General features: G+C 56.5%; 17 protein-coding genes and 1 pseudogene. 7 read left to right on the top strand and 11 right to left on the bottom strand.

The window, feature by feature from the left end:
* Positions 1–274: 274 nt before the first annotated feature.
* Positions 275–433: pseudogene (locus C447_RS18880) on the top strand (hypothetical protein); the annotation flags it as partial.
* Here the strand turns inward: C447_RS18880 and C447_RS18875 are convergent.
* From C447_RS18875 to C447_RS12060, 6 genes are all read right to left on the bottom strand, one after another.
* Positions 356–553: a hypothetical protein gene (locus C447_RS18875; protein ID WP_007694244.1), complete on the bottom strand. Its 198-nt coding sequence runs from the start codon at positions 551–553 to the stop codon at positions 356–358. The pseudogene C447_RS18880 and the gene C447_RS18875 overlap by 78 nt on opposite strands.
* 6 nt (positions 554–559) lie before the next feature.
* The gene (locus C447_RS12080; protein ID WP_007694242.1) at positions 560–1,333 is read right to left on the bottom strand and encodes an SDR family NAD(P)-dependent oxidoreductase; all 774 of its coding nucleotides are present in this window, start codon (positions 1,331–1,333) and stop codon (positions 560–562) included.
* 116 nt (positions 1,334–1,449) lie between these two features.
* Positions 1,450–1,827, bottom strand: coding sequence for a Rid family detoxifying hydrolase (locus tag C447_RS12075; RefSeq protein WP_029601824.1), 378 nt, complete (start codon positions 1,825–1,827; stop codon positions 1,450–1,452).
* Entirely contained in the window at positions 1,820–2,626 is an 807-nt protein-coding gene (locus C447_RS12070) for a creatininase family protein (protein WP_007694240.1), read from the bottom strand. The genes C447_RS12075 and C447_RS12070 overlap by 8 nt, the downstream gene beginning before the upstream one ends.
* Positions 2,623–3,786 (bottom strand): mandelate racemase/muconate lactonizing enzyme family protein, encoded by a 1,164-nt coding sequence (locus C447_RS12065; protein WP_007694239.1) that lies wholly within the window; start codon positions 3,784–3,786, stop codon positions 2,623–2,625. The genes C447_RS12070 and C447_RS12065 overlap by 4 nt, the downstream gene beginning before the upstream one ends.
* A 57-nt stretch (positions 3,787–3,843) precedes the next feature.
* Positions 3,844–5,208: a GntP family permease gene (locus C447_RS12060; RefSeq protein WP_007694238.1), complete on the bottom strand. Its 1,365-nt coding sequence runs from the start codon at positions 5,206–5,208 to the stop codon at positions 3,844–3,846.
* 433 nt (positions 5,209–5,641) lie between these two features.
* Between C447_RS12060 and C447_RS17205 the strand changes: the two genes are divergently transcribed.
* The 4 genes from C447_RS17205 (at position 5,642) to C447_RS18805 (ending at position 8,189) form a co-directional block, all read left to right on the top strand.
* The gene (locus tag C447_RS17205; RefSeq protein WP_007694237.1) at positions 5,642–6,409 is read left to right on the top strand and encodes an IclR family transcriptional regulator; all 768 of its coding nucleotides are present in this window, start codon (positions 5,642–5,644) and stop codon (positions 6,407–6,409) included.
* 568 nt (positions 6,410–6,977) lie between these two features.
* Positions 6,978–7,280 (top strand): hypothetical protein, encoded by a 303-nt coding sequence (locus tag C447_RS12050; protein ID WP_007694236.1) that lies wholly within the window; start codon positions 6,978–6,980, stop codon positions 7,278–7,280.
* Positions 7,281–7,793 carry a hypothetical protein gene (locus C447_RS12045; protein WP_007694235.1) on the top strand — a complete coding sequence of 171 codons (513 nt, stop codon included), beginning with the start codon at positions 7,281–7,283 and terminating at the stop codon, positions 7,791–7,793.
* A gap of 273 nt (positions 7,794–8,066) precedes the next feature.
* Positions 8,067–8,189, top strand: coding sequence for a hypothetical protein (locus C447_RS18805; RefSeq protein WP_272942150.1), 123 nt, complete (start codon positions 8,067–8,069; stop codon positions 8,187–8,189).
* 172 nt (positions 8,190–8,361) lie between these two features.
* Here the strand turns inward: C447_RS18805 and C447_RS12040 are convergent, their stop codons facing one another.
* Complete coding sequence (locus C447_RS12040; protein WP_007694234.1) at positions 8,362–8,847, bottom strand: Lrp/AsnC family transcriptional regulator; 486 nt, start codon at positions 8,845–8,847, stop codon at positions 8,362–8,364.
* A gap of 153 nt (positions 8,848–9,000) precedes the next feature.
* On the opposite strand from C447_RS12040, the gene C447_RS12035 reads away from it, so the two are divergent.
* Both C447_RS12035 and C447_RS12030 read left to right on the top strand, forming a co-directional pair.
* Positions 9,001–10,311: an aspartate aminotransferase family protein gene (locus C447_RS12035; protein WP_007694232.1), complete on the top strand. Its 1,311-nt coding sequence runs from the start codon at positions 9,001–9,003 to the stop codon at positions 10,309–10,311.
* Between the two features lie 99 nt (positions 10,312–10,410).
* Positions 10,411–11,760, top strand: a complete 1,350-nt coding sequence (locus tag C447_RS12030; protein ID WP_007694230.1) for an acetyl-CoA carboxylase biotin carboxylase subunit — start codon at positions 10,411–10,413, stop codon at positions 11,758–11,760.
* Here the strand turns inward: C447_RS12030 and C447_RS12025 are convergent, their stop codons facing one another.
* The 4 genes from C447_RS12025 to C447_RS12010 form a co-directional block, all read right to left on the bottom strand.
* On the bottom strand, positions 11,761–12,522 hold the full coding sequence (locus C447_RS12025) for a LamB/YcsF family protein (RefSeq protein WP_010612148.1): 762 nt from the start codon (positions 12,520–12,522) through the stop codon (positions 11,761–11,763).
* 104 nt (positions 12,523–12,626) lie between these two features.
* Positions 12,627–12,869: an acetyl-CoA carboxylase gene (locus C447_RS12020; protein ID WP_029601829.1), complete on the bottom strand. Its 243-nt coding sequence runs from the start codon at positions 12,867–12,869 to the stop codon at positions 12,627–12,629.
* 70 nt (positions 12,870–12,939) lie between these two features.
* The gene (locus C447_RS12015) at positions 12,940–13,911 is read right to left on the bottom strand and encodes a 5-oxoprolinase subunit C family protein (RefSeq protein ID WP_029601828.1); all 972 of its coding nucleotides are present in this window, start codon (positions 13,909–13,911) and stop codon (positions 12,940–12,942) included.
* The gene (locus tag C447_RS12010; protein ID WP_007694222.1) at positions 13,908–14,810 is read right to left on the bottom strand and encodes a 5-oxoprolinase subunit B family protein; all 903 of its coding nucleotides are present in this window, start codon (positions 14,808–14,810) and stop codon (positions 13,908–13,910) included. The genes C447_RS12015 and C447_RS12010 overlap by 4 nt, the downstream gene beginning before the upstream one ends.
* Positions 14,811–14,833 lie beyond the last annotated feature (23 nt).

The following is a 14,833-nucleotide window of genomic DNA, read 5'->3' as shown; positions in this document are numbered from 1 at the left end:
TTCTGGAATCAAGCGAGAGAACCCTCCCACTGAGAACGATTCTCAATCCAAATCACGCATGGAGATAGCGACCCTCCCGAAAGGCTCAGTGGTCTCCAATACTCGGTATCGGACGCTGGTCACAACTCCGGTAAACGAACCGAACGGCACTACAGCGAGTAGCGATTGAGTTTAGATATTGCTTTGAACGCTCTCTAATGACTGTCGGAAATCCCGTCCCAGATAGAGAGTGAAGTCAGCATTGGGTCCCTTCTTTCAGAATATCGTCATACTTATGCGGCCCTCTCGAAAGGAGGCTATGCCGGTTTTATCGCTCTCCAACCCTTCGTTTGAGGAGGCTCTCGAATACCTCCAATCAGGTTTCGAGAACGATGCTATGGTGGCGCTTGTTGGGAAGTGTGAAGTCGAGTACGACGGTCGAGCAGCGAGTTACCTGCCCCCGGGCGAACGCGTAGTTGTCCTCGAACCTGACGGGACGCTCCTTGTCCCTTCTCTCTCCCGATCTCTTCTCGGTAGTAGCATCGACACAGTACTCGACGTACGCTGCAGTCATCACACGTCACATAGCGCTACGATCGTAGCCACCGTCGACTGTGAGTATCTCTCCAGTGGTGAATGAGGAAGCATCGCTCCCGAGATAAATCGCAGCGCCTGCGATTTCCGCCGTATCCGCCACTCGATTCATCGGCGTCCGTTCATCGATACTATCGCGTGTGGACGTCCCTTCGGAGAGTCGGTCCGCTGTTGCCTTCGTTTTGACGAACCCCGGTGCAATAGCGTTGACACGGATTTCAGGTGCCAGATCCACTGATGCAGCACGAGTGAGGCCATTCACACCACTCTTAGCTGCACAGTAGGCAGGCCGTTCTTCGCGGATCTGGTCCGCCGACATCGATGAAATATTCACGATACTCCCTTCATCCATCTCTCTCGCGAAGATCTGGCACGCTAAGAAAGTCCCTGTTAGAAATACGTCCAGACTCCGATCCCACTGTTCGTCACTCATCTCCAGTATCGAAGCGTGAGCGGTAGTCGAGACCGAATTGACCAGAATATCTACGTGGCCAAACGTGTCGACAGCAGCTTTCCTGAGGTCGCTCAATGACTCGCGGTTTGTTGTATCGCACGTTTGTGCTGTTGTCGTTCCACCTTCGCTTCGTATCTCCTCGGTTATCGCGTGAACTGCCTCCTGGGAACGACTGGTGGCGATGACATTTGCTCCGTCCTCGACGAACGCACGAGCGATCCCACGTCCAATTCCGCTGGTCCCGCCGATCACGACTGCGTTCTTTCCCTCGACTGTCACTGCTGAGTGCTTGTTCTCGTCTTCCATTGGCTATCTGGAGTGGCAATTTCCGAAGGACCTTGCACCGCTCGTGCTAACCGGCACTACGTGTGGAGTTGGCATCGACGGCCCGACCGTATCTGTACGATTCGACATATCAGGTATCATTTCTGTTCTGCGACCATATCGATTTCCACATCGATGTCGACGGGCAGTTCGGAGACTTCTATCGCCGTTCGTGCTGGGTAGGGTTGGTTCATATACCCGCTATACACTTCGTTGACTGCGTCATACTGGCTCATGTCGCGTACGTACACTTGTGCTCTCACAACATCGTCGAGTGAGCATCCTGCAGCTCGAAGAATCGCGGCGAGATTGTCCAGTGTCCGTTCTGTCTGGATTTGGATATCGCCCTCTACGATGTTGCCCGATTGCGGATCGACCGGTCCCTGTCCCGAAACGTAGACCATCGAGTTAGAGACGATGCCTTGCGAAAACGGACCGATACTCTCCGGTGCTTCGTTCGTTGACACTTCATCCATTGTTCTGATGAACCTCCTGAAGGAGATTTGCGAGTGCCGTAGTGGCTCCATCCAAGAGCCGATCGCCTGTCTCCGGGTTCGCCACCTCCGGAGCCCCGATAGCACCGCTTTCCGAGTACTGTTCGAACGGCCTATAAACGGATACGGGTCCGCCGACGACGAGGTCGGCCCCAGCCAGTTCGTACTGTTCGTCTTGGTACGTCGCCGGCATGGTCTCCGTATCGACCAGTTCGGGGTAGAGGTGGAGCATCAAGGAAGTCTCGAACTCACCCCCATGAGCCATCCCGCCAATATCGCTCTCCCGGACGGCTTCGACTAGGTCCGTGACGAGTTCGAAATACGTCAAGCCGAGGACTTCGACCTCCGGATGGGTTTTTCCAACCTCCGAGACAGCAGCGTCAATGAGCGGGGTGTTACCGCCATGCCCATTAACGAAGACCAGCGCATCGAATTCGTTTTCAAGCCCAGTACTGGCTATCCCACAGAGAAGGTCGAGGAGGTCGTCGAACTCGCCGGTGAGCGTTCCACCCAACGAGAGATGGTGTGGGGAGTAGCCCGACCAGAATGGTGGCGCAACGAGTACTGGAACATCGTTGGCGACAGCCTCCGCGCTTTGCGTGGCGACACTGTTCGCTAAGAGCGTATCTGTCATGACCGGGAGATGCTTACCGTGCTGTTCTGTACTCCCAACAGGGAGAACGAGAACGGACCCACTCTTGCTGCCAGTATTGACGATGGAGTCGGCGGACTGTGCGCCAAGCGAGACGGTGTCGTTCAGTACCGTTGATTCGAACATCATGCGATGCGATACTCCTCGATACGGCTGCGGTCGATATCAATACCGAGACCAGGCTCCTCTGGCACCTCGATCGCTCCGTTGTCGACAGTGAATTCGCATTCGATCACGTCGTCCTCCCATGCGTAGTACGTCGAATCGGGTGGCATGGAGAAGCCAGGGATGCCGTAGACGGCGTGCAAGATGGCTGCTGTTCTCACACCGAGGTCGAACGCGCAGTGGTGAACCATCGGGAGACCAGCGTCCTCGACGATGCCTGCCTGTTGTCGTAATCCGGCAATGCCGCCAGCAGGCGTCAGATCGAGCACTGCGACATCGATGGCACCTGCGTCGATCAGTCGCCGGAGGTTATTGGGAATGTACGTGTCCTCGTTGGGACCGATCGGCTGTCCAGTCTGGTTTTTCAAACTCGCGAGCGACTTGTGAGCGTTGACTCTGATCGGTTGCTCCATGTACTGGAGATAGATCCCTGCGTCGGCGAGTGATGAACCGACTCGGATCGCTTGGTCGGTAGTCCAGCCCTGATTTGGGTCCAGGCGGAACTCCAACTCACCGTCCACTTCGTCGTGCATCGCCTTGATCCGTGCAACGTCGGTTTTCCAATCCCGGCCGGCCTTCGTTTTCAGAACGGAGTAGCCAGACTCAAGCACTTCAGCGGCTCGCTCTCGGGATTTCTCCGGTGAGAGGATACCGAGACAGTACGCGATCTCAACCGCTTTCTCGTCATCATACTCCCCTTGATTGCTTCGATGTTTAGTCTCAGTCTGTGTCGGTGTCGTCCATCCACCGAGCAGCTTATACACCGGCTCATCGAGGGCTTTGCCGACAATATCCCAACACGCGACCTCGACCGGGGCGAAGAACATGTCTGCATTCGTATACTCGATAAACACCTGTCGCCGGAGCTTTTCGAGTTCGAACGGAGACTGACCCAAAACGAGTGGTTGAACACCGTCTTCGATGACCGAGATGGTCGCTTCCGGGGTGAGGAACGACCGCACTTCACCCCAACCGGAGAGACCGTCGTCGGTTTTCACTTCGACCAGGATCCGGTCCATGTCATCCAGGGAGTTGTGGTTCGTTACGTAGGGAGCGAGCCCACCCTCCTCGAACGGTACTAAGGGGACGTTGACGCCGTAGGCGTTGATTTCTGTTATTTCCATCGTATCAGTGTTTGTTATATTTGTTTGGCTGGTCATCCTTCTTCGATAGCTTTGAATTCATGTGAGAGGCAACACCTGTGAGAACGCCAAGGTGAACACGAGTCCAAATATGGATATGAGCGTGGTCACGACGGTCCAAGTCTTGAGAGTCTCGGCCTGCGTGAGCCCGCCGATCTCCGTGATGATCCAGAACCCGCCGTCGTTGTACCACGAGAGGATGTTGCCGCCTGCTCCAATGACCATCACCAGGTAGGCCGGATTCACAGTGAGCTGGCCTGTGAGCGGTGCCACGATTCCAGCGGTCGTTAGCATGGCGACGGTCGCGGATCCCTGTGCGATACGGACGGCAGCGGCGATTATCCAAGCCGTGATGAGGAGCCCCAACCCGACTTCTTGAAGCGCACCGGCGATGTACTCGCCGACACCCGCGGCCGCGAGCATTCCGCCGAACGCACCACCGGCAGCAACGATGGCAGCGATGTTTCCTCCTTCCTTCAATGCATCAGTGAGCTCGTCCGACCACGCTTCACGATCCAGGGATTTGATTCGGTAGAACGTTGTTGCAGAGACCATCGCGGCGACCGTCAACGCGAAATTCGGATCGCCAAGAACCGAAAAAAGCGACACGACTGGTCCGGACGAGAAGAACGTACTCGTTACCGTTTGTGCACCAACGAGAACGATCGCGAGCAAAATCGGCAGTGAAGCTTCGAATACGCCAGGTAGTAGGTCTGCAGACTGCTGGGAGATCTCCTCTACCTCCTCCGTTGTCGTTCCCATTGCATCACGCAGTGGGATGTCTACACGCCTGGAGATGAATTTCCCATAGACGAGCCCTGAGAGGGTGGCTGTCGGAGCACCGATCATCAAACCGACGAGAATCGTCGTCCCGAGATTCGCATTGATTTCACCCGCGACCGCGAGTGGACCCGGCGTTGGCGGCACGAAGACGTGTGTCGTTGCAGCTGCCGCACAGATGACGACGATGAACAACGTGTAGCTATGTCCAACCCGCGCTCGCATCGAGCGTGCAAGTGGGGCAAGCAGATAGAACACATTGGCGAAAAACACGGGAATAGCCAGCACGAATCCACTCCCGAAGAGGGCGTACTCGCCATGCTCTTCGCCAGTGAGTGCAGTGAATGCACGAATGATCCGTTCTGCAGCACCGCTTTCGAGCATCGTTTTCCCGATTATCGCGGCCATTAGAATCGGTATGCCAACGGATGCAAGGGTGTCCCCGAATGCCGTCGCTGCCTCGGATGCGACATCACCGTACGGGATCTGTGGCGAGATCAACCCAACAACAAATGTCGAGATGATCAGCCCGAGAAACGCTGGTAATTTGAGACGGACCAGCAGCAATATCGCTACTGCTAGTCCGACGACGAACACCACCAATGGAGCATCGGCGAACACCATACTAATTGAGGATATTCTGGACAAACATATATCTATGGACCGATATTGGGTTTATTTCGGTAATTTTTCACCCAGACACTTTCGCCACTAGCAAAAACCAAATTTTTCGTACGTTCGAAGAGAATCGCTATACGGAACACGAACAGCAGTCAGATTGTCCACGGGTTGTTACCTTATCCCATTCGGCAGGAAGACAAAGGGCAGGTATTCATACCCATCAGTAGTTGAGAGTTTTATATATTAGATCGGTTTCAACATTTTCTGTATCTTCATCTCGCACTCTCTATGGGTCTCGAAGCGCCATCTGAGTGATGAACAGTAAAAACGGTACTCCAAAGCCCGCTAGAAAGTAGTTCACCTGCTTTCGCCAGAGCCGAAATGTGATTTGAGAGAGGAGAGTAAATCTTTTATCACGGTAGATTCTCCAGCAGTCATGACAAACGCTCACACGCAGAAGACGGTCAGCGCGGTTGAAACCTCGTTTGAGATACTGGACATCCTTGCGAAAATCGAACCAGCGGGCGTTTCCGAAATCACCGAAGAGATACAGATGTCTACAAGTACTGTGTTTTCACACGTCAGTACGCTTGTGCAGGAGGGGTACGTTATAAAAAACGATACTAAGTACGTACGCTCGCTCCGTTTTTTGGAGGCTGCCGGAACGGTTAGACAGCGTTGTGAGGCCACACAACATCTCCGAGAACACGTCATCGAGCTCGCCTCGGAGACGGGTGAGATAGCTGGGGCTGCCACCGAAGAGCGCGGACAGAGAGTCATTCTCTACCGGAGTGCCGGCGAGATGGCGGCTGGCGATAAGCTCCCAATCGGTGCACATAGCAACCTCCACTGGACATCACTCGGGAAAGCCCTTCTTGCTCACCTCCCTCCCGAAAGACGTTCCGAAATCGTGGCTCAGCATGGTCTCCCTCGGGGGACCGGTAACACCTTCACTGAGCGAGACGCGCTCGGAGAAGAACTCGAGCGGATCCGTCAGCAGGGGTATGCAGTTGATGATGAAGAACATCTATCAGGAGTGCGGGGTATAGCCGTTCCAATTTTCGACTCTCAGGAGAACGTTATTGCCTCGCTTGGATTGACGGGCCCTCGAAGTCGATTCGACCCGTCTCATCTTACTAGCTTACTTCGACATCTGGAACGCGCGAAAAACGAGTCAGAAGTCCGTATTCAATACTATGCGTAGCGATAGCTGGCCTCGATACAGGTTCTGGTTCACGCAGCAAGAATGAATCCGAGCCAGTACACTGCGTCAGGCGGCGGGAAACAGAGGAAGTAGCGCTTGATAGATATTGGTGAGCTTGATGTCGCTGTTTCGGCGGGACACGTTTCCGAAGCGCTTGCTGATAGGGTTCCCGAGATTCGACCACGATCGGAAACGCGCTTTGAATCCTAATTTTCGAGAGGGTCACTAACACTCGTTGTCGGACGGCGACTCTTCCTCCCTGTCCCACCCCACTAGCAGCACCGACGCAGCACTCGACGCACCACACAGTAGCGGTGGGTTGCTTGCGGTGCAGTGTGGGCCTGGAATGAGTGGGTCGTGTTGGACCGTCGTTCGTTTAGGTGGTTCGTCTCGCTCTTTGGAGGGTGCCGCCCTACTCGCGGCTTCGGCGCTCGTTGAGGATGAGACCTCCGCGCTACCACACCGGTGACCTCGAGGAGCGTCTCGTAGACGAGTGACGCTCGGCCGAGTGAGGCTCACATTGTCCACACGAAAACGGCTAAGTGCGTTTGCTCACAATGTACACACCATGAGCATCGATAAGAAGCGCGTGCAATTTCGTGCTCCCAATCGGCTCATCGACCGGGCCGACGCACTGGCCGCAGTCCTCGGAGAGGACCGAACAGACGTCCTCGTGACTGCGCTTCGGGAGTACCTCCAAGACGCCGCTCACGACGACGCACTCACCCAGGAGATCGCGGAGGCCTATTACGACGATGAGATCACCTCTGAACAGCTCAAAGCGCTCGTCGGCGCTGAAGAGGCAGCAAACCTCCGAGTGTTGAAACAGCAGTTGGATGAGGACTTCATCGACGAAGTCGCCGACGCATAGATGTCGCGGTTCATCGCAGACGCCTCCGCCCTCGTACGTCTCGGGATCGTTACTGACGACGACCCTGGTCCACTCACATTCTGTCTATCCCAATACGAGGTTGTCGTCCCAACAGCAGTCATCGATGAAATTCAAGAGATTGCTTCGTACGATGACATTCATGGGCACGCCGCCTCCGCCATACTCGACCGAGCGGATTCATTCACGGTACAGTCGGTCGACTTCGATGCCGAGTTTCCGCTCGATGACGGTGAAAATGCGGCGGTCACACTCGCGAACGATCTCGATGCTGCGCTCTTCCTCTGTGACGAGTTCAACCAACTTGGTTTGATCCACGCCTCACTCGCTGATACCCGGCTCGTCACGACACCGACACTATTCTCGGTTCTTGTTCGAACTGAACACCTATCAGCTGCTGATTCGCGGCTGCTCCTCGATGAGATTAGCGACGCTCGTAGCTGGGGCACGAACAGTTACGTGCAGCGAGCTCGCTCGTTGCTTGAGGAAGCCTGACACCGAGGCTGTCGCCTCTCTCAAACAGTGAGAGACCATTCTAAGGCAAGCAATATACGATAGCGATCGTGACGACGACAGAACGAGACGAAGCGGTCTGCCTTGAGAGTAATGACTAACCGAGGGAGCGCTTAATGTCTCCCTGAGCTTTGTGAATCCCTGGTCTCTCCATGAGTTCGAGCACTCCGAGATAGACAAGCGAGTCACGCAAGCATCCGAGGACGTAATCCAAGTCGTCGCGGATGGTGTCGCCCAATACGTGGAACCGAAACCATGAGCGAACCAGAACAGCGACCCTTGACCGACGACGAGATCGACGAAGGACGCCAGCGGCTCAGGGAATTCTTCGATGAGGTCATTGAGAACCTCGCTGACGAATGCGAGGTGAGACCTTGACTACCAACCGACGCCGGATCACCCTTACCGAAGAGGACGATTGGTGGGTTGCGAAGGACGAGAACGCCGGCGAGCACGGCGTTGCTTCATTGGAGTAGGTACCGACATGCCAGTACATTCTCGTCTTCGTATCGCCCTTGGCGACCGAGACGACCAGTGTTCCACTCAACTACTATTTGAGCAGGGAGTCGACGAGCGTGTCCAGTTCGAAGTCGTTGATCGGATTGGGTTCGTCCTTGAGAGTCTCGACAACGAACTGAGAACTCGTTCGCTCGACTTCCTCGATGGCTTCGTAGTCCGCGATGAGCCGTTGGACCATCTCGCGCTCAGAGAGGTGCGCAATGACGACGAAGTCGGTATCACCCATCGTGAAGTAGACTTGATTCACGCCTTCGATCTCGGTGAGCGCCTGCCCGACTTCCTCGTGGTACTGCGGACCATAGTCGGCAATCACCTCTGTGACGATGGTGATGTCGAGGCCGAGCTCGGCTAGGTCCAGATTGAGGAGGTCGTTACTCACGACACCGCGTTCTTTGAGCTTGTTGAGTCGATAGTGCACGGTCGACTTGGGGATATCCGTCTGCGTCGCGATTTCATCCGGACTCCCGGTTCCGAGGTCGACCGCCGCTTGGAGGATTACGAGGTCACGTTCGTCCATGCCCCTTCATAGACGAGCCCACAGAAACCATGTTCGGAAGTGGCGACTCTCATTGGACCTCGTTCGGCAACGTGCAATTGGTTCAGGTGCTCGTCTCGGGCACTTCGTTCCATCCCTCGTGTTTTATTAGGACTTGGTACGCATATAGCTCCAATGTCGGAATCAAATCCGAACGAAGCTGTCACAGCGGCGTATGACGAGTACCTCATGCCGATTTGGAAGGAGCTTGACGTGCCTATCGAGCGCGCTGACGGGTGCACCCTCGTGGACTTCGAGGGTAATGAGTACCTTGACGCGTTCGCTGGGATCTCCGTGACAAACGTCGGTCACCGGAACGAGGCAGTTGTCGATGCCGCCAAGGCGCAACTTGATGAGTTCGTTCACGGATGCAGCTATGTCCACCCGAATAAACCTGCCGCAGACCTCGCTGAGCGGATCGCCGAGATAACGCCCGGTGACCTGCAGAAAACGTTCTTCTGTAATTCTGGAACGGAAGCCGTCGAGGGTGCCGTCAAGCTCGCACGCAAGTACACCGGATCGAAAGAGGTAGTCGCCCTCGAGATGGGGTTTCACGGCCGCACGCTCGGCTCACTGTCACTGACCGGGAATAAGTCCTACAAGAAGGAGATGGGACCGACGCTCAACGACGTTTCGCATGCCGCACCGCCCTACGGCTACCGGTGTTCGATGTGTGAGGGTGCTGAGTGTGACACCTCATGCGCGGCTGACATCGAGCGCGTCATCAGCTCCCACACGAGTGGTGACATCGCAGCTATCGTCGTCGAACCGGTGATGGGTGAAGCTGGAATCGTCGTTCCACCGAAAGAGTGGCTCGCCCGTGTCCAAGAGATTGCACACGACCACGGTGCCCTCCTCGTCGCCGATGAGGTGCAGGCGGGTTACGGACGGACAGGTGCGATGTTCGCGAGCGAACACTACGACGTCGTGCCGGATATCATTCCGCAGGCAAAGGGTATCGCAAATGGTCTCCCGCTCGGTGCATTCACTGCTTCAGCGGAGGTCGCGGACGCCTTCGAGGCAGGTGATCACCTCTCCACGTTCGGCGGGAACCCAGTTGCGTGTGCAGCAGCACTCGCGACGATTGACCAACTTGAGGACGGGATCATCGAAAACGCGCGGACGGAAGGAGAGTGGCTCCGCTCCGAATTCGACTCGATCGAGGAAGACTACGACCCTATCGGGGAAATCCGTGGCCGCGGGCTGATGTGGGGGGTCGAATTCGTCGACCAGTCTGAGATGGGCCCGCAGAACGTCGCACCTGCGCCAGACACCGCGCTCGCGACGGCTGTGAGTGACCACCTTCGAGAGGAATCCGGCGTGATTGTCGGTGTCGGTGGCTTCCACAAGAACGTCCTCCGTCTTCAGCCGCCTCTGACGATCGAACGCGACCAACTGCGTCGCGTGCTGTCTGGCCTCCGCGACGCGCTCGACGCCGTCGCGTAACCACCAACCGGATCAATCCGTATCAGCAGTTAGTGGACGACGTTCGATAAAATCGTGCCAGGTGGCTTTATATTCTAACAGGATAGATTTGTCGGTACCATGTTTGACAGAGTGCTAGTCGCAAACCGCGGCGAGATAGCCATCCGCATCATGAAGGCCTGTCAGGAACTCGATATTGAGACGGTCGCCGTGTACAGCGATGCCGACGAGAATGCGAAGCACGTCCGGTTCGCAGACGAAGCCAAACATATCGGGGCATCGAAGGCCAAAGAGAGCTACCTCGACCAAGAGGCACTCCTCAACGCCGGACTAGACGCTGACGCGGATGCCATTCACCCTGGATACGGATTCCTCGTAGAGAGTGAGGAGTTCGCTGCCTACGTGGAAAAGAGCGCTTGCACATGGGTCGGTCCGCCAAGCGAGGTGATGGGGGCATTCGGCGAGAAGACGCGAGCACGTGATATCATGACGAACGCGGATGTACCCGTCGTTCCAGGGACCACCAAGGCAGTCACAGACGCTGAAGAGGTGCACGCGTTCGGCAACGAGCGTGGCTACCCAGTCGCGATCAAGGCGGCTGGCGGTGGCGGCGGTCGTGGGTTCCGCATTGTAGAGGAACCCGAGGAAGCCGAGTCGCAGCTTCGGGACGCGAGTCGAGAGGCAGACGCGTACTTTGACGATCCCGACGTCTACCTTGAGCGGTTCCTCGAGGACCCGAAGCACATCGAGGTCCAGATCCTCGCGGACGAACATGGGAACGTCCGCCACTTCGGCGAGCGCGATTGTAGTATCCAGCGCCGACAACAGAAACTCGTCGAGGAGTCCCCATCGCCAGTACTCGACGAAGAGACGCGAGAGGAGATCTGTGACGCTGCTTGCCGGGGTGCGGCGGCCGCGGACTACGTGAACGCGGGAACCGTTGAGTTCCTCTATGAAGATGACGAGTTCTACTTCATCGAGACGAACGCTCGTATTCAGGTCGAACACCCAGTGACAGAACTTCGGACGGGCGTCGACCTCGTGAAATGGCAGTTACGCATCGCGGCAGGCGAGGAACTCGACTTCGCTCAGGAGGACGTCGACACTCACGCGGCCGCAATGGAGTTCCGAATCAACGCAGAGGACCCCGAAAACGACTTTACGCCGCTCCCGGGGACGCTATCAACATACGACCCCCCACGTGGCATCGGCATTCGAGTCGACGACGGCGTTGATGAGGACGACACAATCGCCCCGTTCTATGACTCGATGTTCGCGAAATTCGTCGTCTACGGTGAGGACCGAGAGGAGGTGTTAGCGCGGGCGCGCCGGGTACTCGACGAAGCGACAATCGAGGGCATCCCAACCACAATTCCGTTTCATCGCGATCTTCTCGAAGACGATGTATTCCTCGAGAACCGCCATACGACGAAGTACGTCGATAGAATGCGCGACAACGACGAAACCTAATCAGGCGATTCGGTCGAGGGAAACGAGGTCGAGATCGTATTCTTCGATGCGGTCATGGATTGCGTCAAGGAGGTCGACGGCGTGTGGGTTATCACCGTGGATGCAGATGCTGTCTGCAGGTACTTCGATTTCCTCGCCATTTGCCGCCTCAACGACGCCTTCGGTTGCGATGGAGACAAAACGATCGGCGACGGTCTCGGGGTCTTTGTTCTCGACGGACTGTTCGACGATGAGCGAGCGATCCGGGCGGTAGTCGAGGTCGACGTATCCCTCGAAAACGGTCCGAAGCCCCTCCATATCCTGGGCGACCTCGTAGATGTTCATATCCGTCGCGAGGTAGACGAGGTCTTCATCGACGGCGAGAACACCCTCCATGACGGCCCGAGCGAGTTCCGAGTCCGCGGAAAGCATTGAGTACATCGCTCCGTGGGGCTTGACGTGTTGGACGCTCGTCCCCTGTTGTTCGGCGAACGCGGTGAGAGCACCGAGCTGGTAGGTGACATAATCGCGGACCTCGTCGGGAGTTGCATCCATGGCACGACGACCAAATCCCATTTTATCCGGGAGACCTGGGTGGACACCGATTCCGACATCGTGTTCGGCTGCGAGGGCAACCGTCTCACGCATTACGTGTGGGTCGGCCGCGTGGTAGCCGGCCGCGATGTTCGCTGACGTGATGTAGGGCATGACATCCACATCGTGTCCCATCTCCCAGTTTCCGAAGCTCTCACCCATATCACAGTTTATATCGATCTCTACCATGGCTTCGCTTGTGTCTCAAACTAACATAGTACTTGCGGCGAATGTACAGTGACAGGCTCAGTAATCGGATCGAGTCCAACCTACAGGTTGGCCATCCCAAACCCCTACTCTAGCTCAGCAATAGGTTGGTCGGCCGTGATTTCCCCTTCGTTCTCCACAAGGAACGCTGTGACGGTTCCCGCACTGTCCGCCTGGATCTCGTGGTAGTTCTTCATGACTTCGACGAGACCGATCACATCGCCCTCCTCAACGGTGTCGCCCTCCTCGGCGAATGGCGGATCATCCGGGTCCGATTGTCGGTAGAATATCCCCGGCATCGGCGCGTTTATTGTGGTTTCGTTTGACATTGTAATCGCTATACTCTGGACGACGTTCTGGACGCATAGTATTTGTGGTGGTTTTGTCCGAGACTACCCGCTAGTCTCGGATCGCATCTGTCGCTTCCTCGAGATACGTGGCTGCGGTGTCCCGTGCGTCGAGTGCCTCCTCAACGTCAACGGATTCGAAATAGACTGAATCGTGTGTCTGTCGTTGTGCGAGCACGCCACGATCTGGGCTAATCACGGTCCCGACCGTTGCATACCCACCGCCCGTGACCGCGTCCTGCATAAGCACGATCGGTTTCTGGGGGACCTGTATCGATCCGACTGGGTAGCCAAGGTCGACGACGTTTGATGGATCCGGGCCCGCCCCAAATGGTTGCTCGCGCTCCACGAACTCGATGTCCGGGCCATCAAGTCGATAGCCGACGCGGTCGGCCTCCGGGGTGACCGTCCACTCCTCCGTACAAAGCGCCTCACGGCTCTCGTCTGTCAGTCGGTAGTCCGTCAACCCGAGGATGATCCGGACCGTCTCCTCATCGGCGTACTCAGGTACCATCTCATGAGGGAGTGCACGGTCCTTGAGGTCCGCCAGACCATCGGATGGCGTCCCGACAGGAAGTTCGTCACCCGACTCTAGTGTACGCCCCTCGTGGCCCCCAATGCCGACGAGCGTGTAGGTCGACTGGCTGCCCATGATCTCTGGAACGTCGATACCGCCCGCAACTGCGAGGTAGGCCCGCGCACCGCTCGTAGCGAACCCCATGTCGAGTTCGTCGCCGGCCTCAACGGCGACCGCCTCCCACATACCGACCGGGTCACCGTCGACCGTAGGGGAGACGTCTGCCCCTGTCACAGCCACGACCGTATCCTCGTTGAATACGGCTGTGATGCCTTGATAGGTCATCTCGACAGTTGCCGCTTCCTTCTTATTGCCAACGAGGGCGTTCGCGACCGTATGCGCATAAGGGTCCATTGCGCCTGATGGCGGCATTCCAATGTGGTAATGGCCGCTGCGGCCTGTGTCCTGTATCGTGCTCGCTACGCCGCCGTTTCGGATCTCGATCACTCTAACCCCTCCACTAACCGCGTGTTGTAATCAGCTGGCGCTTCGAAGAACTCCTCCGGTGAGAACGTCACGTCGGCCATCTCGAACTCATACGTCCCGTCTTCGATGGCGGCTCGGATCTCGTCGTACTCGTCACGGTTGATCCGTCGGTACCGAATGATGTCACCGGGGTTCGGAAGCACCATCGACTCCTCGAAGTTCGGGAGTGCTTGGTCAACATCAAGGACTTCGACTGGTGTCCGACCGTATAGCTGGTACCCACCCGCACCCTCAACCGGGTAGATAACGGAGAATGCGCCGCCAAAGCCGACGGCACGACTTGGTGTCTGTGTTCGTGGTTCGACATACTTTGGAACCTCCAGTTGCTGTTCTCGTGGAACCATCTGGAAACACCACGGGAGACCTGGAACGAACCCAACCATCGTTACCATGTGTGGTGCCCCGACGAATGCGTCAATGAACGAGTCGACGTCGTTGTAGCCATTGAGTTCCGCGGAGTACTCAAGGTCGGTTGCGTCCGGGTCTTGATGGCGCTCGCGGAAATTCATAACCGTCTCATGCGTCCAAGGGTCCTCGAAGAGGACGGGGACATCGATGATGCGTGACTCCCAGCTATAGTCCTCGACGCTGACATCCGTTTCGATGGATTTGAGCTCCGCGATGACGTCGTCTGGGTGGATAACATCCGGATCGATTCGGAGCATGTACGAAGCGTTCGATGGGCAGTTCTCGACGATGCCATCGATGTCGCGTTCGGCAACCTGCTGTGTGATCGCCATCGCCTTGAAATTCGCTGTGAAGCTCATCTCCTCAGCAAGTTCCACGAATACGTGGTCGTCGCCACCGTACTCGTATCGCGGCTCTGGTAACTCGACAGGCGTTATCTGATCAACCGACATGCTACCGTTCCACAACGAGAGTT

The organism is Halococcus hamelinensis 100A6 (assembly GCF_000336675.1).
In the GTDB taxonomy this organism is placed as follows: domain Archaea; phylum Halobacteriota; class Halobacteria; order Halobacteriales; family Halococcaceae; genus Halococcus; species Halococcus hamelinensis.
The sequence above is the reverse complement of the archived record's forward strand: the minus strand, read 5'-3'. Positions and strand labels throughout refer to the sequence as shown.

Excerpts from the sequence above, each read along its gene's own strand:
- C447_RS18875 (WP_007694244.1), bottom strand. The coding sequence starts at position 553 with ATGACTGCAGCGTACGTCGAGTACTGTGTCGATGCTACTACCGAGAAG.
- C447_RS12080 (WP_007694242.1), bottom strand. The coding sequence starts at position 1,333 with ATGGAAGACGAGAACAAGCACTCAGCAGTGACAGTCGAGGGAAAGAAC.
- C447_RS12075 (WP_029601824.1), bottom strand. The coding sequence starts at position 1,827 with ATGGATGAAGTGTCAACGAACGAAGCACCGGAGAGTATCGGTCCGTTT.
- C447_RS12070 (WP_007694240.1), bottom strand. The coding sequence starts at position 2,626 with ATGATGTTCGAATCAACGGTACTGAACGACACCGTCTCGCTTGGCGCA.
- C447_RS12065 (WP_007694239.1), bottom strand. The coding sequence starts at position 3,786 with ATGGAAATAACAGAAATCAACGCCTACGGCGTCAACGTCCCCTTAGTA.
- C447_RS12060 (WP_007694238.1), bottom strand. The coding sequence starts at position 5,208 with ATGGTGTTCGCCGATGCTCCATTGGTGGTGTTCGTCGTCGGACTAGCA.
- C447_RS17205 (WP_007694237.1), top strand. The coding sequence starts at position 5,642 with ATGACAAACGCTCACACGCAGAAGACGGTCAGCGCGGTTGAAACCTCG.
- C447_RS12050 (WP_007694236.1), top strand. The coding sequence starts at position 6,978 with ATGAGCATCGATAAGAAGCGCGTGCAATTTCGTGCTCCCAATCGGCTC.
- C447_RS12045 (WP_007694235.1), top strand. The coding sequence starts at position 7,281 with ATGTCGCGGTTCATCGCAGACGCCTCCGCCCTCGTACGTCTCGGGATC.
- C447_RS18805 (WP_272942150.1), top strand. The coding sequence starts at position 8,067 with ATGAGCGAACCAGAACAGCGACCCTTGACCGACGACGAGATCGACGAA.
- C447_RS12040 (WP_007694234.1), bottom strand. The coding sequence starts at position 8,847 with ATGGACGAACGTGACCTCGTAATCCTCCAAGCGGCGGTCGACCTCGGA.
- C447_RS12035 (WP_007694232.1), top strand. The coding sequence starts at position 9,001 with ATGTCGGAATCAAATCCGAACGAAGCTGTCACAGCGGCGTATGACGAG.
- C447_RS12030 (WP_007694230.1), top strand. The coding sequence starts at position 10,411 with ATGTTTGACAGAGTGCTAGTCGCAAACCGCGGCGAGATAGCCATCCGC.
- C447_RS12025 (WP_010612148.1), bottom strand. The coding sequence starts at position 12,522 with ATGGTAGAGATCGATATAAACTGTGATATGGGTGAGAGCTTCGGAAAC.
- C447_RS12020 (WP_029601829.1), bottom strand. The coding sequence starts at position 12,869 with ATGTCAAACGAAACCACAATAAACGCGCCGATGCCGGGGATATTCTAC.
- C447_RS12010 (WP_007694222.1), bottom strand. The coding sequence starts at position 14,810 with ATGTCGGTTGATCAGATAACGCCTGTCGAGTTACCAGAGCCGCGATAC.